Annotated in this window: 19 protein-coding genes and 1 pseudogene; 12 read left to right on the forward strand and 8 right to left on the reverse strand. The window is 73.7% G+C overall.

What is annotated here, in order from left to right; all coding sequences use genetic code 11:
• Positions 1 to 3: 3 nt before the first annotated feature.
• Positions 4 to 870, reverse strand: a complete 867-nt coding sequence (locus NP048_RS07705) for a glutamate ABC transporter substrate-binding protein (RefSeq protein ID WP_227577616.1) — start codon at positions 868 to 870, stop codon at positions 4 to 6.
• Between the two features lie 47 nt (positions 871 to 917).
• On the reverse strand, positions 918 to 1,712 hold the full coding sequence (locus NP048_RS07710; protein WP_284439728.1) for an amino acid ABC transporter ATP-binding protein: 795 nt from the start codon (positions 1,710 to 1,712) through the stop codon (positions 918 to 920).
• Positions 1,713 to 1,856: 144 nt separating this feature from the next.
• Between NP048_RS07710 and miaB the strand changes: the two genes are divergently transcribed.
• Entirely contained in the window at positions 1,857 to 3,491 is a 1,635-nt protein-coding gene (gene miaB, locus NP048_RS07715; RefSeq protein WP_227577617.1) for a tRNA (N6-isopentenyl adenosine(37)-C2)-methylthiotransferase MiaB, read from the forward strand.
• Between the two features lie 154 nt (positions 3,492 to 3,645).
• Positions 3,646 to 5,235, forward strand: coding sequence for an aspartate:alanine exchanger family transporter (locus NP048_RS07720; RefSeq protein ID WP_227577618.1), 1,590 nt, complete (start codon positions 3,646 to 3,648; stop codon positions 5,233 to 5,235).
• Positions 5,236 to 5,237: 2 nt separating this feature from the next.
• Here NP048_RS07720 and NP048_RS07725 read toward each other — a convergent pair whose 3' ends face one another.
• Together NP048_RS07725 and NP048_RS07730 are read right to left on the reverse strand one after the other, a co-directional pair.
• Complete coding sequence (locus tag NP048_RS07725; RefSeq protein WP_227577619.1) at positions 5,238 to 5,759, reverse strand: type III secretion system chaperone family protein; 522 nt, start codon at positions 5,757 to 5,759, stop codon at positions 5,238 to 5,240.
• Positions 5,756 to 6,337: a type III secretion system chaperone family protein gene (locus NP048_RS07730; RefSeq protein WP_227577620.1), complete on the reverse strand. Its 582-nt coding sequence runs from the start codon at positions 6,335 to 6,337 to the stop codon at positions 5,756 to 5,758. The genes NP048_RS07725 and NP048_RS07730 overlap by 4 nt, the downstream gene beginning before the upstream one ends.
• Before the next feature lie 116 nt (positions 6,338 to 6,453).
• Between NP048_RS07730 and NP048_RS07735 the strand changes: the two genes are divergently transcribed.
• The 4 genes and pseudogenes from NP048_RS07735 to NP048_RS07750 all read left to right on the forward strand — a co-directional run.
• Positions 6,454 to 7,215, forward strand: coding sequence for a hypothetical protein (locus NP048_RS07735; RefSeq protein WP_227577621.1), 762 nt, complete (start codon positions 6,454 to 6,456; stop codon positions 7,213 to 7,215).
• Positions 7,212 to 8,168 carry a tRNA (adenosine(37)-N6)-dimethylallyltransferase MiaA gene (gene miaA / locus NP048_RS07740; RefSeq protein ID WP_227577622.1) on the forward strand — a complete coding sequence of 319 codons (957 nt, stop codon included), beginning with the start codon at positions 7,212 to 7,214 and terminating at the stop codon, positions 8,166 to 8,168. Before NP048_RS07735 ends, miaA begins: the two co-directional genes overlap by 4 nt.
• On the forward strand, positions 8,165 to 9,151 hold the full coding sequence (gene dapF, locus NP048_RS07745) for a diaminopimelate epimerase (RefSeq protein WP_372456827.1): 987 nt from the start codon (positions 8,165 to 8,167) through the stop codon (positions 9,149 to 9,151). Before miaA ends, dapF begins: the two co-directional genes overlap by 4 nt.
• 2 nt (positions 9,152 to 9,153) lie before the next feature.
• Positions 9,154 to 9,402, forward strand: a pseudogene (locus NP048_RS07750) (thioredoxin domain-containing protein); the annotation flags it as partial.
• A gap of 23 nt (positions 9,403 to 9,425) precedes the next feature.
• Here the strand turns inward: NP048_RS07750 and NP048_RS07755 are convergent.
• Complete coding sequence (locus tag NP048_RS07755) at positions 9,426 to 10,880, reverse strand: MFS transporter (protein WP_227577623.1); 1,455 nt, start codon at positions 10,878 to 10,880, stop codon at positions 9,426 to 9,428.
• Positions 10,877 to 11,494, reverse strand: a complete 618-nt coding sequence (locus tag NP048_RS07760) for a class I SAM-dependent methyltransferase (protein WP_227577624.1) — start codon at positions 11,492 to 11,494, stop codon at positions 10,877 to 10,879. Before NP048_RS07760 ends, NP048_RS07755 begins: the two co-directional genes overlap by 4 nt.
• Positions 11,495 to 11,604: 110 nt before the next feature.
• On the opposite strand from NP048_RS07760, the gene hflX reads away from it, so the two are divergent.
• From hflX to NP048_RS07775, 3 genes are all read left to right on the forward strand, one after another.
• Positions 11,605 to 13,122 carry a GTPase HflX gene (hflX, locus tag NP048_RS07765; RefSeq protein WP_227577625.1) on the forward strand — a complete coding sequence of 506 codons (1,518 nt, stop codon included), beginning with the start codon at positions 11,605 to 11,607 and terminating at the stop codon, positions 13,120 to 13,122.
• 56 nt (positions 13,123 to 13,178) lie between these two features.
• Positions 13,179 to 15,359 (forward strand): ATP-dependent DNA helicase, encoded by a 2,181-nt coding sequence (locus NP048_RS07770; protein ID WP_227577626.1) that lies wholly within the window; start codon positions 13,179 to 13,181, stop codon positions 15,357 to 15,359.
• 78 nt (positions 15,360 to 15,437) lie between these two features.
• Entirely contained in the window at positions 15,438 to 16,442 is a 1,005-nt protein-coding gene (locus NP048_RS07775) for an L-lactate dehydrogenase (RefSeq protein ID WP_227577627.1), read from the forward strand.
• Positions 16,443 to 16,524: 82 nt separating this feature from the next.
• Here NP048_RS07775 and lexA read toward each other — a convergent pair whose 3' ends face one another.
• Complete coding sequence (gene lexA / locus NP048_RS07780) at positions 16,525 to 17,286, reverse strand: transcriptional repressor LexA (RefSeq protein WP_372456828.1); 762 nt, start codon at positions 17,284 to 17,286, stop codon at positions 16,525 to 16,527.
• Positions 17,287 to 17,636: 350 nt separating this feature from the next.
• Here lexA and NP048_RS07785 point away from each other — a divergent pair, with 350 nt between their 5' ends.
• From NP048_RS07785 to NP048_RS07795, 3 genes are all read left to right on the forward strand, one after another.
• Positions 17,637 to 18,071 (forward strand): LysM peptidoglycan-binding domain-containing protein, encoded by a 435-nt coding sequence (locus NP048_RS07785; protein WP_256769461.1) that lies wholly within the window; start codon positions 17,637 to 17,639, stop codon positions 18,069 to 18,071.
• A 117-nt stretch (positions 18,072 to 18,188) separates the two neighbouring features.
• A complete protein-coding gene (nrdR, locus tag NP048_RS07790; protein ID WP_227577629.1) occupies positions 18,189 to 18,686 on the forward strand; it encodes a transcriptional regulator NrdR in 498 nt (165 codons plus the stop codon).
• A gap of 101 nt (positions 18,687 to 18,787) precedes the next feature.
• A complete protein-coding gene (locus NP048_RS07795) occupies positions 18,788 to 18,976 on the forward strand; it encodes a DUF5302 domain-containing protein (protein ID WP_227577630.1) in 189 nt (62 codons plus the stop codon).
• Between the two features lie 81 nt (positions 18,977 to 19,057).
• On the opposite strand, the gene serA is transcribed toward NP048_RS07795, so the two are convergent.
• Positions 19,058 to 20,257, reverse strand: a complete 1,200-nt coding sequence (gene serA / locus NP048_RS07800; RefSeq protein WP_227577631.1) for a phosphoglycerate dehydrogenase — start codon at positions 20,255 to 20,257, stop codon at positions 19,058 to 19,060.
• Between the last annotated feature and the right edge of the window lie 6 nt (positions 20,258 to 20,263).

A 20,263-nucleotide genomic window follows, 5' to 3' on the forward strand; every position in this document is an offset into this window, starting at 1 on the left:
CGGTCAGGCGCACGCGACGACGGTCGGCGGGTTCAGCTCGTCGTTCGGGACGTAGCCGGACGCCCCGACGTTCTCGTCGAGGGCCTCCTGCCAGGAGCCGTCCTCGATCATCTCGGTGATGGCAGCGTTCACGTCCTCGCAGACCTCGCTGTCCTTGGGCAGCCCGACGCCGTAGTTCTCCTCGGAGAAGGGGTTGCCGACGACCTTGACCTTGCCCTCGTTGGCGGGGATGGCCGCGAGACCGGCGAGGATGATGTCGTCCGTCGTGACCGCGTCGACGGTGCCCGCCACCAGGGCGGTGACGCACTCGGCGTAGCCGGGCTGCTCGAGCAGGTTGGTGCCGGTCGCGTACTCGTCCTTGATGCGCTGCGCCGACGTGGAGCCGGTGACCGAGCACAGGTTCTTGCCCTCGAGGTCCTCGGGGCCGGAGATCGAGTCGTCGTCCGCGGCGACCAGCAGGTCCTGCCCGGCGACGAAGTACGGTCCGGCGAACCCGACGACCTCCTTGCGCTTGTCCGTGATCGAGTACGTCGCGAAGATCATGTCGACCTGGGCGTTCTGCAGCATCGTCTCGCGCTGCGCGGACGGCGCCTGGACCCACTCGATCTGGTCCGCGCCGTACCCCAGCTTCTCGGCGACGTACTTCGCGACCGCGACGTCGAATCCCGTGTAGTCGCTGCCGTCCTGGTAGCCCAGGCCGGGCTGGTCGAACTTGATGCCGACGCGCAGGGTTCCTTCGGCGCCGCCGTCGCTCGTCTCGGTGGCACCTGCGTCTGCGGTGTCGTCCGCCTCGTCGGCGCCGCCGGAGCAGGCTCCGAGCGTGAGTGCTGCCACCGCGGTGAGGGCGATCGCCAGTCGTCGTGCACGCATGAGCGCATCCCTTCGTTCGTCCGTCATCGGTCCGTCTGAGGTGCTGGTCAGTGGGTCAGGATCTTGGACAGGAAGTCCTTGGCACGGCCGCTGCGCGGCGCCGTGAAGAACGTCTCGGGATCGGCCTCCTCGACGACCTGACCGGCGTCCATGAACACGACTCGTCGCGCGGCGCGCCGCGCGAACCCCATCTCGTGCGTCACGACGACCATCGTCATCCCGTCGTGCGCGAGGCCGACCATGACGTCGAGGACCTCGTTGATCATCTCGGGGTCGAGCGCCGAGGTCGGCTCGTCGAAGAGCATCGCCTTGGGCTTCATGGCCAGGGCGCGGGCGATGGCCACGCGCTGCTGCTGCCCGCCGGAGAGCTGAGCCGGTCGCTTGGCCGCCTGGTCCGCGACCCCGACCCGCTCGAGGAGCTCCATGGCCGTCGCCTTGGCGACCGCGGGCTTCACGCCCTTGGCCTTGACCTGCCCGAGCGTCACGTTCTCGAGCACGGTGCGGTGCGCGAAGAGGTTGAACGACTGGAACACCATGCCCACGTCCGCCCGCAACCGGGCCAGCTCGCGCCCCTCGGCGGGCAGCGGCTTGCCGTCGACCGAGATCGTGCCCGAGTCGATCGTCTCCAGCCGGTTGATCGTGCGGCACAACGTCGACTTGCCCGATCCCGACGGGCCGATGACGACGACGACCTCGCCACGGTGGACCGTGAGGTTGACGTCGCGCAGGACGTGCAGGTCCCCGAAGTGCTTGTCGACGTGCTCCAGGACGATCAGTGGCTCGCCGGCGGGTTGTGTCGTGACGTCCGCGGGCGGCGGCTCCGGCGTGATGCTGTCGACCATTGGTCGAACCTACGGGTGCGACGTTGCCTGCGCCATGACTGCATGTCACGGTCCAGTAACGGCCGGTTCGTGGGTAATCGCCCGTCGCCGCCGACGCGTGGGCGGCGTGCGGCCCGCAGGGTGCCGGGTCGTACCCTGGGGACGATGTCCACGACCCTGCCTGCCCCCGCTCCCGCGGACGCGCCCGAGACCCTGACCGGACCCGACGGCGGGTCCGTGCGCGCCGACGGCAGCCCGCGCACGTACCTCGTCAAGACGCTCGGCTGCCAGATGAACGTCCACGACTCCGAGCACATGGCCGGCATGCTGGAGCAGGCCGGCTACGTGCCCGCTCCTGCGGCGGCCGCCGCCGCGGAGGACGTCGACGTCCTGGTCATCAACACGTGCGCGGTCCGGGAGAACGCGGCGGACAAGCTGTACGGCAACCTGGGTCGCCTCGCAGGGACCAAGAGGTCGCGTCCGGGCGGCATGCAGATCGCTGTCGGCGGGTGCCTGGCTCAGAAGGACCGGGCGGGGATCGTCGAGCGTGCGCCGTGGGTCGACGTGGTGTTCGGCACGCACAACCTCGACGTGCTGCCCGCCCTCCTCGAGAGGTCCCGGCACAATGCCGCGGCCGAGGTCGAGATCGCCGAGTCGCTGCAGGTCTTTCCGAGCACGCTCCCGACCCGCCGTGAGTCGGTGTACGCGGGCTGGGTGTCGATCAGCGTCGGGTGCAACAACACGTGCACGTTCTGCATCGTCCCCCATCTGCGGGGCAAGGAGCGTGACCGGCGACCGGGCGAGATCCTCACCGAGGTCGAGGCGCTCGTCGCGACGGGCGCCATCGAGGTCACCCTGCTGGGCCAGAACGTCAACTCCTACGGAGTGGGGTTCGGGGACCGGCACGCGTTCGGCAAGCTGCTGCGCGCCGTGGGAGCCGTCCCGGGGCTCGAACGGGTCCGCTTCACCTCGCCGCACCCCGCTGCCTTCACGGACGACGTGATCGACGCCATGGCGGCCACGCCGACGGTCATGCCGCAGCTGCACATGCCCCTGCAGTCGGGCTCCGACAGGGTGCTGCGCGCGATGCGCCGCTCCTACCGGTCCGACCGGTTCCTCGGGATCCTCGAGCGCGTCCGTGCCGCGATCCCGCACGCGGCGATCACGACGGACGTGATCGTCGGGTTCCCGGGCGAGACGGAGGAGGACTTCGTCGAGACGCTGCGCGTGGTCGAGGCCGCGCGGTTCTCGTCCGCCTTCACCTTCCAGTACTCGCCGCGCCCCGGTACGCCCGCTGCCGACCTGCCCGACCAGCTGCCGAAGGACGTGGTGCAGGAGCGGTACGAGCGTCTCGTCGCGCTGCAGGAGCGCATCTCGGGCGAGGAGAACGCGGCCCAGGTCGGCCGACGGGTCGACGTGCTCGTCGCGCAGGGCGAGGGCCGCAAGGACGGCGCGACGGCCCGCGTCTCGGGCCGCGCCGAGGACAACAGGCTCGTCCACCTCGCGCTGCCCGCGGGTCTCTCACCGGCTGACGCGCCACGGCCCGGCGACCTCGTGACCGTCGAGGTCACCCAGTCCGCACCCCACCACCTCGTGGCGGACTCCGCGCTGGCGCCCGGCGGGACGTTCCTCGTGCGGCGCACCCGGGCCGGGGACGCGTGGCAGGCGCGTGCCGAGGGCCGCGAGGAGCACGCTCACGGCGACGCGGGCCCCGGCTGCGGCACGACCGGCGTCGCGACGGGTGCACCCACGGGTCCTGTCGTCCTCGGGTTGCCGGGGATCGGCCGCCCGACCGTCTGACGGACACCGTCGCTCACATCCCGGGCTCCCGTGGATGCCGGCGCGGGTGGGTGAGACCGGGCCCTTGGGACCACGCACCCGGACGGCGGGAGGTCTTCAATGGTGGAGGCAACGCCGTCGTCCTGCGGCGCCCGCAGCATCCCGTGGAGCCGTGATGTCCGAGGTCTTCCTCTTCCTCGCCCAGCAGCCTGTCCTCCTGCTCTTCATCGTCATCGGCGTCGGCTCCGCCGTCGGGCACGTCAAGGTGCGCGGTGTCGGGCTCAGTGCCGCCGCGGTCCTGTTCCTCGCGATCGGCCTGTCCGCGTGGGGGGCGTCCTACGGCGTCGACCTCGAGATCACCGAGGCGCTGGGCACGCTCGGCCTGGCGCTGTTCACGTTCTGCGTCGGCCTCGTGTCCGGCGCGACCTTCTTCTCGTCGCTGCGTCGCAGCCTCGGTCCGATCCTCGCCATGGCGGGCGTGCTCGCGGCCAGCGGTGGCGTCGCCGTGGTGGTCGGTGGACTGCTCGGGCTGGACCGTGCGGTCGTCGCCGGGGCCTGGGCGGGGGCGGTCACCAACACGCCCGCGCTCGCGGCCGCGCGGGACGCGGCGGGTGACGCGACCGGCCCCACCATCGGGTACGCCGTGACCTACCTGTTCGGCGTCGTCGGGATGCTCGTCGCCGTGTCCGCCGCGCTGCGCCACCGTGAGCAGGACACGGACGCGCCGCCGACGCTCGTCAGCCGGACCGTGCGCGTCGAGGTGACGGGCCGGCCCCGCATCCAGGACCTCGAGGACCAGCACGGCGACCGCATCAAGTTCTCGCGGGTGCGTCGCGGTGAGGAGTCGCCGATCAGGACGGCGGACGCGGCCGACATGCTGCTGCTCGACGACCTCGTCACCGTCGTGGGGCCGTCGGAGGAGGTCGACGCCGTCACACGCGAGCTCGGGCACGCGTCGTCGCACCGTCTCGAGGCGGACAGGCTCTACCTCGACGTGCGTCGCGTCACGGTCTCGGACGAACGGGCCGCCGGTCACACGATCGCCGAGCTGGACCTGCTGCACCGCTTCGGCGCCACGATCTCCCGCGTGCGCCGCGGCGACGTGGACGTGGTCGCCACCGACGACTTCCAGCTCCAGCTGGGGGACCGCGTCCGTGTCATCGCGCCCCGCGAGCGCATGGCCGAGGTCTCGGCGTGGTTCGGCGACTCCTCGCGCGGGCTGTCCGACATCATGCCGGTCGTGCTCGGCGTCGGCATGGCACTGGGGATCCTGCTGGGCACGGCGGCGATCCCGGTCGGCGACAGCGTCTTCAAGATCGGGTCGGCCGCGGGCACGCTCCTCGTCGGACTCGTGCTCGGACGCCTGGGTCGCATCGGTCCGGTCGTCACCGGGATGCCGTACACGGCGGCGCAGGCCATCGCCGAGCTCGGTCTGCTGGTCTTCCTCGCCCAGGCGGGCTCCAAGGCCGGCGCGCAGATCGGTGCTGCCTTCACGTCGGGCGACTGGTTGCGCATCCTCGCGCTCGGCGTGGTCGTCACGGCGGTCGTCGCGGGCGGGCTGTACCTCGTCATGCGGCGGGTGTTCGCGATCGGCGGGACCCGGCTGTCGGGCATCATGGGCGGCGCCCAGACGCAGCCTGCCGTCCTGGCGTTCGCCAACGCGCGCACCGGGTACGACGCGCGCGTCGCGCTCGGCTACGCGCTCGTCTACCCCGCGGCGATGATCACCAAGATCATCGTGGGCCGCATCCTCGGGGGTCTGTGACCTCAGTTGTCCGGGACGTCCGCGGGTGGGGCGCCGTCCGCCGGCACGACGGGGTCGAGCGCCGCGAAGAGCTGCACCCCGGTCCCGAGTCCGCACGCGAGCAGCTGCGCCAGCTGCACGTCGGTGACGCCGGGCTCGAGGTCGGCGGAGACCTCGGCGTACACCGCGAGCATCCCCTCCTCCTCGCGGACGTACGCCTTCGGCCAGATGCGCTCGCGGTTCCAGTCGTTGATTGCCAGCGCGAGGGCCCGGCGCTGCTCCACCGGCAGCGAGCGGTGCCAACGGCCCCGCACCTGCAGGATCTCCTGCTGGTCGCCGAGCAGCAGGAACCAGAACCGGCTGCCGTCCCACGTACCCGTGAGGTCGCCGTCGTCGTCGACGACGAACCGGTAACCGCGTGCCAGGAGGTAGTCGGCGACGCGGTCGCGGGTCAGCGGGCGCGGCGGCTGGTCGTCGAGCGAGTGGCCCTTGGTCGGCTTCGGCAGCCCGCCCAGGACGCGCAGCAGCCAGCCGGGCGTGCTCACGGGGCTGCTCCCGCGGGATCCGGGTAGCGCTCGTCGAGCGCGTCGAACAGCATGCTCCCCGTCGACAGCCCGCAGAACAGGATCTGGCTCAGCTGGGCGTCCGTCGCGCCGTGCTCGAGGTCGGTGGCGACCTCGGCGACGACGTGGACGCGGCCGTTGTCACGCACGCGCACGTACGCCTTGGGCCAGATGCGCTCGGCGTTCCACTCGTTGCACAGGTCGAGCACCTCCTCGAGCCGTTCGATCGCCAGCTCGCGGTGCCACTGGCCGCGGACCTGCAGGATCTCCGCCTGCTGGCCGAACAGGAAGAAGTAGAACAGGCGACCCCGCCACAGGCCACCGAGGTCCCCGTCGTTGTCGATGAAGTACGAGAACTGGTTCTCCGTCATCCAGGACGCGATCCGCGCGGGCGACACGGCGGTGGGGAGCGTGCTCCCGTGCTCGGCCGTGCCCAGCTCGCGGACGAGGAGCTCGGCGACCCGGTCGTGCAGCTCGACGTCGTCGACCTGGGCCGGCGACGCGTCCGCCGCCGGGCGTGCACCGACCCATCGGCGGGCGAGCTGACGGAACCACCCCATGCGCCGACCCTACCTGCCGCCGCCGACGCCCGGCCCGCCGGTCCGGGAGCACCCGGCCGGGCGCGGCGGCGCACCGCAGGTCCCGCTCGCGCCCGACCGGGCGTTACGGTCGGTCCGTGCTCGCCGCCGCCGCCCTCGTCCCGGACACCGTCCTGCTGCTGCCCGGTGCGGCCGGGCGCGGCCCTGACGATCCCGAGCTCGTCGCCCTGCGCTCCGCGGCGGCGACCGCCGTGGCTCGTGCCGTCGAGCGTGCGCCGCGGGTGGTCGTCGTCGCGCCCGGGTCCGTCGACAGGTCGGTGGTCGGTGTGGTCCGTGCGGGAGCGGGTGCGGCGGGCGTGCCCGACCACCTCCTGGCCGACGAGGTCCCGCAGGTGCGGCTGGGGCCGGCACCCGGCGGCCCCCCCGACGTCCCCGGGCCGCCCGGCACCGGCGCGGTCACCGGCCTGCGGCTCGCCCTGGACGCAGGGGTGCCGCCCGAGCGGCTCCACGTCGTCGAGGTGGCGCCGGGTCGCGTCGCCCCGTTGCGGGCGGTCGGCGCGGCGGCCAGCGCCGTCGGGCCCACCGCGCTCGTCGTCGTGGGGTCCGGTGCGGCGAGGCACGGGCAGGACGCGCCGCTGCCGCACGACGAGCGGGCGGCCGGGCTGGAGCACGCACTGCTCGCGGCGTTCCGCGCGGGCGGCGCAGCGGCCCGGGATGCGCTCGCGGGTCTCGACGTCGCGCAGGCGGTGGCCCTCGGGGTGACCGGCTGGGCGCCGTGGCAGGTCCTCGTCGGGGCGCTGGACGCCGGCGGCGCGGAGGTGCCCGCGCCGGAGGTCGTGCACGCCGTGGTGTGGCGCGGTGCGGCGCACGCCGTCGTCGCGTGGCAGGGCGCGTCGTGAGCCTCGTGGTGGCCGTGGTGGGTCCCACGGCGACGGGGAAGTCCGATCTGGCGCTGGACCTCGCGCAGGCGCTGGGTGCCGAGGTCGTCAACACCGACGCGATGCAGCTGTACCGCGGGATGGACGTCGGTACCGCGAAGCTCGCGCCGCACGAGCGGCGGGGAGTGCCGCACCACCTCCTCGACGTGCTCGACCCGCGCGAGGAGGCCTCGGTCGCCGACTACCAGGACACCGCGCGCGGTGTGCTGGCCGATCTGGCCGACCGGCACGTGCGGGCCGTCGCGGTCGGCGGGTCGGGGCTGTACGTGCGCGCCCTGCTCGACCGCATGGAGTTCCCGGGGACGGACCCGGAGCTGAGGGCGACGCTCGAGCAGCGGGTCGAGGAGGAGGGGACCCGGGCCCTGCACGACGAGCTCGCCGCGGCCGACCCCGTGGCGGCCGCGGGCATCGGGCCACGCAACGCCCGGCGCATCGTCCGTGCCCTGGAGGTCATCGCGCTGACGGGCCGGCCGTACTCCGCGAGCCTCCCGCGCCACGAGTACGAGGTACCGGCGGTGCAGATCGGGCTCGACTGCGACCGTGCGACGCTCGACGAGCGCATCGAGCGTCGTGTGGACCGGATGTGGGACCAGGGGCTCCTCGAGGAGGTCCGGCGGCTCGCGGAGCACGGGATGGGGCGCACCGCGTCGCGCGCGGTCGGCTACGCGCAGGCCCTCGCGCAGCTGGAGGGCGCCCTCGCGGCGGACGCCGCCCGGGCCGCGACGGCCGCCGGTACGCGGCGTCTGGCCCGCAAGCAGATGGGCTGGTTCGGTCGCGACCCGCGGGTGCACTGGCTCGACGCGCAGGACCCGGACCTCGTCCCCCGGGCGCTCGACCTCGTGGCCGCCGCCGACGCCGGTCGGCTGCCGCACCCGGACCCGGGCGCGGTCGTGCGCCGTACGCTGGGCTCGTGACCACCCCGACCGTCCCGAGCCCCGTCGCGACCGCCGGTGCGCCGTCGGCCGACGGCACACGCGCGCGCACGCTCGCGGTGACCAAGGGCCACGGCACGCAGAACGACTTCGTGCTCCTCGACGACCGTGACGGCGAGCTCGAGCTGACGCCGGCGCTGGTCCGGCAGCTGTGCGACAGACGTGCAGGGCTGGGCGCGGACGGCGTGATCCGTCTGGTCGCGACGCAGCGGCTCGGCGAGGCGTCCGCCGCGGCGCCGGGCACGACGTGGTTCATGGACTACCGCAACGCCGACGGCTCGGTCGCGCAGATGTGCGGCAACGGTGTCCGCGTCTTCGCGCGGTACGCGCACCGCCTGGGCCTGTGGGACCCGGCGACGGGGCCGTTGGACGTCGGGACGCGGGCGGGTGTGCGGACCGTCGTGACCACGCGTGCCGAGAGCGGAGACGGGCCCTGGTTCACTGTCGGGATGGGCGCGGTCGTGCTGCCGGCGGGCGCGGCGGCGCTCGCGTCGGGCGGTGACGCGCAGGTCGACGTCGCCGGTCTGGCCGTGACGCGGCCCGGGCTGTCCGTGGACGTGGGCAACCCGCACACGGTCGTCGTGCTCGCGCAGGAGTCGGACCTGGACGCGGTCGACCTGACCGTGCCGCCCGTCGTCGAGCCCGTCCCCGTCGACGGCACGAACGTCGAGCTCGTGGTGCCCCTGGGGGAGATGACGTCCGCCGACGGTCGCGTGACGGGACGCATCCGCATGCGGGTGCACGAGCGCGGTGTGGGCGAGACCCGCTCGTGCGGCACGGGTGCCGTGGCCGCTGCCGCCGCCGTGCGCGCGTGGGGCGGGCCGCAGGCTCCCGACGTGTGGCTCGTCGACGTCCCGGGCGGCACCGTGCGCGTCACGCTGCACGCGGACGGCCGGGCCGACCTCGCCGGACCGGCCGTGCTCGTGGCCGACGCCACCGTGGACCTGGCGGCGCTGCCCGCGTGACCGTGACGCTCACGGCGGACCAGGTCGGCGTCCCGCTGGGGGAACGGGCGACCCTCCTGCAGGTGTCGAGCGCGTTCTGCACACCGTGCCGCGCGGCGCACCGGGTGCTCGCGCGCGTCGCGGACGCCGTGCCGGGCGTGCGGCACGTGGACGTCGACGTGGCCGACGCGCCCGCGCTCGCGGCTGCCCTCGAGGTCACGACGACGCCGACGGTCGTGGTCCTCGACGCCGCGGGCAGGGTGGTCGTGCGGGCGCAGGGCGTGCCGACGCCGACTCAGGTGATCGGGGCGCTGGCGCGCGCGGTCCCCACGGACGGTGCGTCGTCCGGACGCTCGGTGGTCGGGACGCCGACGCGGGGGGCGACGGCCGCGGCACCCAGCGCGAGGACCGCCGTGACGGCGAAGGCCAGCACGAACGGGCCCGCGTCGGTGTAGCCCTCGTCGCCGCCCGCGGCGACGAACACGACACCCGTCAGCGCGAGCGCGAGGGCGGCACCGACCGAGTCGGCGATCGAGTTGGCCGCGCTGTTGCGGCCCTGGTCCCGCGGTGCGGACCAGCCCAGCAGCAGCACGTTCAGCCGCGACGACCCGATCCCCATGCCGGCTCCCGAGGCCGTCCAGACGACGACGAGCGCCCAGGCCGGCAGGCCGAGCACCGTCACGGCGGCCGCACCTGCGACACCCACGAGCACGAGGACGGTCCCGATGCGCACGGCGGTGCGGCTGCGGAGCCGACCCCCGAGCCGGCCCTGCACGACCGAGGCGCCCGACCACGCGAGCGCTGCCGTCGACAGGCCCAGCCCGCTCGCGGTCGTGCCCCAGCCGTCGCGCTCCACCAGCAGGTACGGCACGTACACCTGCGCCCCGAAGAACGCTCCCGACAGCAGCAGGCGCGTGGTGATGACGCCCGGCAGACCCAGGCCCGCGCGCAGGGCGCCTCGGGGCAGGAGCGGTCGGGCGGCAGCGAGCGCGACGAGCACAGCCGTGACCGCGACGACGTGGGACCAGGGCGGTGGCAGCTGCGCCGCGAGGTTGAGCGCGAGGACCGCGACCGCGACGAGCACGGACCAGCCGACCCGGCGCAGCGCGTCGTCCGGCTCGCGGTCCGACCGCGGACCGACGTCCTCCTGGACGACGGGACCGAGCCCGCGGACCGTCCCGAGCAGGGGGACCGCGGCGGGCACCACCAGGACCGCGACGCCCAGGAACACCCAGCGCCACCCGGCGACGTCCGCCACGAGGCCCGCGAGCGACGGACCCACCACCGAGGGCAGCACCCACGCGGTCGAGAACCAGGCGAACACCCGGGGGTGCAGCACCGGGGGGTAGGCGCGCGCGACGGCCACGAGCAGCGTGACGTTGACGACCCCGCCCCCCAGTCCCTGGGCCAGGCGCCCGACCACGAGGACCGGCATGTGGGCGGCGGAGCCGGCGACGAGCAGACCGACGACGAACAGCGCGACGCCGGCTGCGAAGGGCGCAGCAGGCCCGCGTCGGTCCGACCACGCCCCGGCCACCACCATGCCGACGACGCCGGTCGCCAGGGGGCCGGCGAACGCGAACGCGTACAGGGTGCGTCCGTCGAGGACGTCGGCGACCTGCGGCATCACGGTCGTGACGGCGAACGACTCGAACGCCACGAGGACGACGAGCGCGAACATCGCGTACGCGGTCGTGCGCCGCGCGCGCCACATCGCGTCGGGCGAGGTGCCGTCCGTGCGGGGGGTCATGGTGCGAACCGCAGCACGCGGAACCCCTTGGCGCTCGCCTCACGCGTCGTGGGCAGCCCGGCCTCGTCGGTCAGCCACCGCTGCAGCGGGTCCGCCCCGAGGTTGCGGCCCACGACGAGCCAGGCCTCCCCGCCGGGCGCGACACGGGGGAGCCAGTGCTCGAGCAGCGCACGCAGCGCAGGCTTGCCGATGCGCACCGGCGGGTTGGACCACAGGGTGGCGAACCGCACGTCGTCGGGGACGCCGTCGGGCGTCGTCGCCACGACGTTGCGCAGGCCGAGACGTGCGGCGTTGCGCCGGACGAGGTCCAGAGCCCGCTCGTTGACGTCGACCGCCCACACGCGGGCGTCGGGGGAGTGCAGTGCGAGCGTCAGCGCGACCGGACCCCACCCGCACCCCAGGTCCAGCAGGTCGCCGCCGGCGGGCGGCGGAGGGACCGTGCGCAGCAGCACCTGCGTCCCGAGGTCCACGTGGTCGGGCGAGAACACGCCGCCGGCCGTCTCGACCTCCACGTCGCGTCCGGCCAGCCGCACGTGCAGCGTCCGGCGCTGCTCGGCGGAGGCCGGCCGGGCCGTGAAGTAGTGGTCGCCCTGCGGGTCGTCGGTGCCGCTCACCGGACCGAGGCTAACGGTGCTCGAGCCCTGTGCCTGCAGCGAAATCCCGTCGCGGGCGTCGTACGTGCGTGCGATCCTGGACACAGCCGACCGCCGACGAGAGGACCCGCGTGGACGACCGAGAGCACACCACCGACGAGGCGCACGAGGCGCCGGCGCGCAGCGCTCAGGAGGTGGCCGACGACGTCGTCGCTCGTGTGCTCGCCCGGGCCGGTACCGCGGTGCGGGACGGCGGCACGTCGCACACGTCGTACGACGGGGACCAGCTGGACCTCGAGGAGCGAACGTCGCTGCGGCGCGTGGCCGGCCTGTCGACCGAGCTGCAGGACGTCTCCGAGGTCGAGTACCGCCAGCTGCGCCTCGAGAGGGTCGTGCTGGTGGGGCTGTGGGGCGCGGGCACGGCGGAGGAGGCGGAGAACTCGCTGCGTGAGCTCGCCGCGCTCGCCGAGACGGCGGGCTCCAAGGTGCTCGACGGCCTCCTGCAGCGACGACGCACGCCCGACCCCGGGACGTTCCTCGGCTCCGGCAAGGCCGCCGAGCTGGCGACCCTGGTGGCAGCAGTCGGTGCCGACACCGTCGTGGTCGACGGTGAGCTGGCGCCGTCCCAGCGACGCTCGCTCGAGGACATCGTGAAAGTCAAGGTCATCGACCGCACGGCCCTGATCCTCGACATCTTCGCGCAGCACGCCAAGTCCCGGGAGGGCAAGGCGCAGGTCGAGCTCGCCCAGCTCGAGTACCTGCTGCCGCGCCTGCGCGGCTGGGGCGAGTCGATGAGCCGGCAGGCCGGTGGGCAGGTCGGCGGGGCGGGCGCCGGGATGGGCTCGCGCGGTCCCGGTGAGACGAAGATCGAGCTGGACCGCCGCCGCATCCGCACCCGCATGGCGAAGCTGCGCCGCGAGATCGCGGCGATGGCGCCGGCCCGCGCCACCAAGCGCGCGTCGCGTGAGCGCAACGCGATCCCGTCGGTCGCGATCGCCGGGTACACGAACGCCGGCAAGTCCTCGCTGCTCAACCGGTTGACGCACGCCGGCGTGCTGGTGGAGAACGCGCTGTTCGCCACGCTCGACCCCACGGTCCGGCGCGCCGAGGCCGCCGACGGGCGCGTGTACACGCTCGTCGACACGGTGGGGTTCGTGCGTCATCTGCCGCACCAGCTCGTGGAGGCGTTCCGCTCCACGCTGGAGGAGGTGGCGGCGGCCGACCTCATCCTGCACGTCGTCGACGCGGCGCACCCGGACCCGGAGGGCCAGATCGCCGCGGTCCGGCACGTCTTCGCGGACATCCCGGGCGCGATGGACGTGCCCGAGATCATCGTCCTCAACAAGGCGGACCTCGCCTCCCCGGAGGCGGTGGCGCGCCTGCGCTCACGCGAGGTGCACTCGATCGTCGTCTCCGCCCGCACCGGGGAGGGGATCGAGGAGCTCAGCGAGCTCATCGCGGACCAGCTGCCCCGCCCCGGCGTGCAGGTCGAGGTCGTCGTGCCCTACACGCGTGGTGACCTCGTCAACCGGGTGCACGAGCACGGCGACATCGACGTCGAGGAGCACACGCCGACGGGCACACGGCTGCGGGCCCGCGTCGATGCCGGTCTGGCGGCAGAGCTCGAGGCTGCAGCGCGCACCGCCTGACGCCCCGCGACGCCACGGCGGACGCGGGTGTCGGTGGGCGCGACTACGCTGACGCGGTGCTCGAGCCAGATCCGTCGTCCGCCTCGGACGCCGACGACGGCGCACGCGCCGCCCAGGCGGCCGCCGAGGTCGACGACCTGCTGGACCTGGCCGTCGGCGCCCTCGGCGGGGGACGACGGGACGGGCAGCACGCGATGGCGCAGGCCGTCGCCGACGCGCTGCGCACGGGCGAGCACCTGCTGGTGCAGGCCGGCACCGGCACCGGCAAGTCGCTCGGCTACCTGGTGCCAGCCGTGCGTCACGCCGTGCTGGCCGACGAGCGCGTCGTCGTGTCGACCGCGACCCTGGCGCTGCAGCGCCAGGTCCTGACGCGTGACCTGCCCCTCGTCACCACGGCCCTCGCGTCGCGCCTGCCGCGTGCCGCGAACATCGCCCTGCTCAAGGGCTGGCACAACTACCTGTGCGTCCACAAGGTCGCGGGCGGCTACCCCGCCGACGACCAGGGGACCCTGTTCGAGGTCCCCGAGCCGCCCGGGGCCGCCGAGCACCCCGCTCCGGTCGAGGGTGACGGCGACACGGCGCGCGAGACGCTCGGCGAGCAGGTCGTGCGGGCGCGCGCCTGGGCCGCCGAGACGGCCACGGGTGACCGTGACGAGCTCGTTCCCGGCGTGAGCGACCGCGCGTGGCGGCAGGTGTCAGTCACCGCCATGGAGTGCCTCGGGGGTGTCTGCCCGATGCTGGCCGAGTGCTTCCCGGAGGCGGCGCGGGCGCGTGCGCGGGAGGCCGACGTCGTCGTCACGAACCACGCCATGCTGGGGATCGCGGCGTCCGGGTCGCCGGGCGTGCTGCCCGAGCACCAGGTCGTGATCGTCGACGAGGCCCACGAGCTGGCCGACCGGGTCACGGCGCAGGCGACGGCCGAGCTCTCGCTGCCGACGATCGAGCACGCCGCACGCCTCGCGCGCCGTCACGGGGGCGTCCCCACGACGGACCTCGACACCGCGGCGCAGCACCTCGCGAGCGTCATCGTGCCGCTGCCCGAGGGGCGGTTCCCGCGGGGCCTGCCCGAGGACGTGCAGCTCGCCGTCGCGGCAGTCCGGGACGCCGCACGGACCTTGATGACGGCGCTCAAGCCCGACTCCGGCACGCGCGACGACGGCGGCCGCAAGATGGCGGCCTCGGCGATGCTCGTCCTGTTCGAGGTCGCCGAGCGGATGGCGGCGGACCCCGAGCAGAACGCGTCGACCGTGCTGTGGTGCGCGCGGGGCGAGGACGGACGGGGCGTGCCCACCACGCGGCTGCACGCGGCGCCCCTGGCGGTCGCCGGGCTCGTGCGCACGCACCTGCTCACCGGACGTACTGCGGTCCTGACGTCGGCGACGCTGACCCTCGGCGGCTCGTTCGACCCGGCGGCCCGCTCCGTCGGGCTGGCGCTGCGGCCCGACGCGGCTCCCGTGGGGCCGGCAGAGATCGCAGGCGCGTCCCGGACGCCCGAGGGGGGTCCGCCGACGGCGGCCCAGGACGGCGCCGCCGGGCCTGGCGTGCGGACGGCGACCGAGACCGTGGAGTCCTGGCGGGGCCTCGACGTCGGCAGTCCGTTCGACTACCCGCGGCAGGGGATCTGCTACATCGCGCGCCGCCTGCCGCCACCCGGCCGCGAGGCGGCGACCGACGCGCAGCTCGACGAGATCGCGACGCTCGTCGAGGCCGCCGGTGGCCGGACCCTCGGGCTGTTCACGTCGCGTCGCGCGGCCACCGTCGCGGCCGAGGCGATGCGTGAGCGCCTCGACGTGCCCGTCCTGCTGCAGGGTGACGACCAGCTGCCGACCCTGGTCGCGCGGTTCGCCGCGGACGAGCCCACGTGCCTGTTCGGGACGCTCTCGCTGTGGCAGGGCGTCGACGTGCCCGGTCCGGCGTGCCGGCTGGTGCTCATCGACCGTATCCCGTTCCCCCGGCCCGACGACCCGGTGCGCTCGGCGCGCTCCGACGCGGTCGCGGCCGCGGGCGGCAACGGCTTCATGTCGGTGTCGGCCACGCACGCGGCCCTGCTGCTCGCGCAGGGCGCCGGGCGCCTCGTGCGCACGGGCGAGGACCGTGGCGTCGTCGCCGTCCTGGACCCGCGCCTCGCGACCGCCCGGTACGGCGAGTTCCTGCAGCGTTCGATGCCGCCGTTCTGGCGGACGACCGACCGTGACGTCGTCCTCGCCGCGCTGCGGCGGCTGCGTGATTCGGACTAGCCTTCGGTTCAGGGTCGCGCCGGACCGGGCGGGCCGGCCCAGCTGGGACCGCGCCCGCGACGAGGGGACACCACGCACATGGCCGACGACATCGAGGGCGACGAGTTCGCCCTCAGCACGCCACCGTCCGTGCAGCGGCGCACCTCCAAGATCGGCATCGTGGGTGCCGGTGCGGTCGGCTCCACCATGGCCTACGCCACACTGATGCGCGGGGCCGCACGCACGGTCGCGCTGCTCGACGTCAACCGTGCCAAGGTCGAGGCGGAGGTCCTCGACCTGTCGCACGGCATCCAGTTCATGTCCATGGCCGAGGTCCTCGGCTCGGACGACGTGTCGGTCCTGGCGGACTGCGACATCGTGATGTTCACGGCCGGCGCGAAGCAGAAGCCGGGTCAGTCGCGTCTCGACCTGGCCGAGGCGACGATCTCGCTCGTGCGCAAGGTCCTGCCCGGCGTCGTCGAGGTGGCACCGAACGCGGTCTACGTGATGGTGACCAACCCCGTCGACGTGGTGACGTACGCAGCGCTGAAGATCTCCGGGCTGCCGCCCTCCCAGCTGTTCGGGTCCGGGACGGTGCTGGACTCGTCGCGGCTGCGCTACCTCATCGCCCGGCACACCGGCGTCGCGGTGCAGAACGTCCACGCCTACGTCGCCGGTGAGCACGGCGATACCGAGCTGCCGTTGTGGAGCTCGGCGACCATCGGTGCCGTGCCGATCCTGGACTGGGAGGGCACGGGCGGCAACGGTGCGCTCACCCGGGAGGTCCGCGACGCGATCGCTCGGGAGGTCGTCGAGTCGGCCTACCGGATCATCGAGGGCAAGGGGGCGACGAACTACGCGATCGCCCTGGCCGGGTCCCGCATCATCGAGGCCGTGCTGAAGGACGAGCGGCGCGTGCTGCCCGTGTCGTCGCTGCTCGACGGGTACCTCGGCATCTCCGACGTGTGCCTGAGTGTGCCCACCATCGTGGGCTCGGCCGGCGTGAGGGAGCGGCTCGAGGTGCCGATGTCCTCCGACGAGATCCTCGGGATGCGGCGCTCCGCCGAGGCCGTGCGCTCGGTCGCGCGCCGATTCGGGTTCTGACACCGAGGTACCCGCGCTCGACGCGCTCCGGTGTCGGCAGGACGCGGGCCGGGAGGGTTCCCGGCCCGCGTCTCCCGTCTCTCTACAGGCTGCGCAGGACGCTCACGACGCGCCCGAGGACCGTCGCACCGTCACCGTCGATGGGTGCGTAGGCCGGGTTGTGCGGCAGCAGCCAGACGTGGCCGTCCGTCCGCTTGAACGTCTTGACCGTCGCCTCGCCGTCGATCATGGCCGCCACGATCTCGCCGTTCTCGGCGACGGGCTGGCGGCGCACGACGACCCAGTCGCCGTCGCAGATGGCCGCGTCGATCATCGAGTCGCCGGCGACCTTGAGGAGGAAGAGCTCGCCCTCACCGACGAGCTGGCGCGGCAGGGGGAACACGTCCTCCACGACCTGCTCGGCGAGGATCGGACCGCCCGCCGCGATGCGTCCCACGACCGGCACGTAGGACGGCGCGGGGGCGTTGTCACGCTCCGGCGTGTCGGGGTCGAGGGTCGATCGGTCCGTCCGGGTCGCCCACGGTCCCACCGTGCGCGCGTCGTCCGGCTGCACCACCTCGATCGCGCGCGGGCGGTTCGGGTCGCGGCGGAGGTACCCCTTGCGCTCGAGCGCCGTGAGCTGGTGCTTCACGCTCGAGGGGCTCGTGAGCCCGACGGCGTCACCGATCTCCCGCATGCTCGGCGGGTAGCCGCGCTGCTCCACCGACGCCCGCACCGTGTCCAGGACGAGGCGCTGCCGCGTCGTCAGCCCGTCGCCGGGTGCCTCGTCCGGGTCGACGGACGTGACCGCCGCTCGCTCGCGCCGTCCTGCCTGCTGCGTCGTCACGCCGTCCTGCACGTCCACTGCGCCTCCTGCCGTCGGTCCGTCACAGGCCCGTGACGGGCGCCGCGCGCGACGGGCACCCGTGCCGGCACCGGGGGGTCGCGTCCGTCCTGCTCGCCTCCGGAGGGAGGCGGCCGGCGGTGCGATGTCAGTGGTCGGTGATGCACTCGTCGCAGCACTCACCCTAGGGGTGGGACCGGGGCGGATCAAACATCTGTTCGAGCGTGTCTCGACGGATGTCGGTCACCTCTGGTAGACATCGTACGTACGTTCGACGAACACATGTTCGAGAGCGAGGGTGTTCGGCGGACGGTCAGGGTCGACGGGGCAGGTCGGCGCAGGCCCAGGGCGAACGAGGAGAGGGGCTCGAGATGAGCGCGACGGCGATCGCACCGCTGGTGCGAGGGACGGTTCGGCCGCGTCCTGCGGGTGAGCGGATGGCCCGCGACGGGGCCCGTGACCGCGGCGCTGCGCCCATCGCGTCCCGCGGTGTCGGGCGCTGCGCGCCGTCTCCTGCGCCACTGCGGCTGACCCGTCGGGGTCGGGCCGTCGTGTGGGTCCTCGGGATCGCGCTCGCGGGCGGTGTCGGGGGGGCTGCGGCCTCCGCCCAGGCCGACGGCCCGGTCGCGGCCACCGAGGTCCGGCGTGTCGAGGTGGCTCCCGGTCAGACTCTGTGGGGGATCGCTGCTGACGTGGCAGCTCCGGGGGAGGACGTGCGTGACGTCGTCCTGGAGCTGATGGCGCTCAACGAACTTCCGTCGGCAGGGCTCCAGGCGGGCCAGCGGATCGTCGTTCCCGTCGGATGAGGTCGAGGCGTGCCTCGCGACGCGTGTTGCGGTGTCGGACGTGACGCCCTAGCGTCGCCTGCGTCCGCAGCGCGTCGTCGCGGCGGACGTCATCCGAGCCACGCCGAGAGGTCCGCTGTGCACTGTCCGTTCTGCCGGCACCCCGACTCCCGCGTGGTCGACTCCCGCACGTCCGACGACGGCTCGTCGATCCGGCGACGGCGCCAGTGCCCCAGTTGCCACCGACGTTTCACGACGATCGAGACGGCGAGCCTGTCGGTCGTCAAGCGGTCCGGGGCGACGGAGCCCTTCAGTCGCGAGAAGATCGCGAACGGGGTGCGCAAGGCGTGCCAGGGCCGGCCCGTCAGCGAGGACGACCTGGCGCTCCTGGCGCAGAAGGTCGAGGAGAACCTGCGTGCCGCGGGCTCCGCGGAGATCGACGCCTACGAGATCGGTCTGGCGATCCTCGGCCCGCTGCGCGACCTGGACGAGGTCGCCTACCTGCGTTTCGCGAGCGTGTACCAGGCGTTCGACTCGCTGGAGGACTTCGAGACCGCGATCTCCGCACTGCGCGCCGGGCGCACCGGCGCGCACGGCGTCGAGGCTCCGGAGCAGGGTCCCGCCGCGACGTCCTGACGCGTCTGCGGCATCCGCGGCGCCAATGGGCTGGCGTCCGGGCGCCGAGTCGACCACGCTGGGACCGCCGACGACCACGTCGGCGAGTGGAGGACGATCACATGACGCAGGACGACCGACCCTCGGCGGTGAGCGACGAGGCCAAGGAGAAGTTCCGGGCCGCGCTCGAGCGCAAGAAGAGCCAGGGGCACCCCACGGCGGACGGGAGCCGGAACACCGGCTCCGTTCATGGTGCGGAGACGGCGGGACCGACGCAGCGTCGGTTCCAGCGCAAGTCCGGCTCGGCCTGACGAGCAGCGGCCCCCGGGTCGAACCACGCGGGGCCGCGCAGCATGTTCGCTGCGCGGCCCCGCGTGGTTCGTTCGCCCTCGTCAGTCGAGCAGCCGCAGGCGCAACGACTCCGGGCGCCCCGCCAGGACGTCCACGACGTCGGTCGGGACGGGGGACGAGACGTCCGTGACGACGTAGCCGAGCTCACCGCGCGTCGCGAGGAGCTGGCCCTCGATGTTGACGCCGTGCTCGGCCAGGGTGGCGTTGATCGTCGCGAGCACGCCCGGGACGTTGCGGTGCAGGTAGGCGACGCGGTGCGCGTCAGGCCGCTGGTCGAGCGCCAGGTTCGGCAGGTTGACCGACAGGTTGGTCGAGCCGGTGGTGAGGTAGTCGCGGACCTTGTTCGCGACGAACTGACCGATCGCCTCCTGTGCCTCCTCGGTCGAGCCGCCCGTGTGGGGTGTGAGGATGACGTTCGGCAGTCCCCGCAGCTCCGACTCGAACGCGTCGCCCTTGCGCTTGGGCTCGACCGGGAACACGTCGACCGCGGCACCGGCGACGTGTCCCGAGAGGATCGCGTCCCGCAGCGCCGCGTAGTCGACGACGAAGCCGCGCGAGAGGTTGAGGAAGATCGAGCCGGGCCGCATGCGCGCGATCTGCTTGGCTCCGAACATGCCGGCGTTGCCCGCCCGGCCGTCGACGTGCAGCGTGACGACGTCCGCGGTCTCGAGCAGCTCGTCGAGCGTGTTCATGCGCCGGGCGTTGCCCAGGGCCAGCTTCTCCGCGGAGTCGTAGAAGACGACGGACATGCCGAGGTTCTCGGCGAGGACCGACAGCTGCGTTCCGATGTTGCCGTAGCCGATGATGCCGAGCGTGCGTCCGCGGACCTCGTGCGCACCCGTCGCGGACTTGTTCCACACACCCGCGTGCATCTCCTTGTCGAACACCGTCAGACGGCGGGTCAGGGAGATGATGTCGGCGATCGCGATCTCGACCACCGACCGGGTGTTCGAGAACGGGGCGTTGAAGACCGCGATGCCCTGGCTCGCGGCGGCGTGCAGGTCGATCTGGTTGGTGCCGATGCAGAACGCGCCCACGGCCTCGAGGTCGGGCGCTGCGGCCAGGACGTCGGCCGGCACGTTGGTCTTGGACCGGATGCCCAGCACCTGGACGCCGGCGAGCGCCTCGACGAGCTCGGACTCGTCGAGCGCGCCGGTGCGCGTCACGACGTCGAAGCCGGCGGTCTCCAGGATCGTCCGGGCGTGCGGGTGCAGGTTCTCGAGGAGCAGGGCGGTAGGCACGCCCCA

The organism is Cellulomonas xiejunii, assembly GCF_024508315.1.
GTDB lineage: Bacteria > Actinomycetota > Actinomycetes > Actinomycetales > Cellulomonadaceae > Cellulomonas > Cellulomonas xiejunii.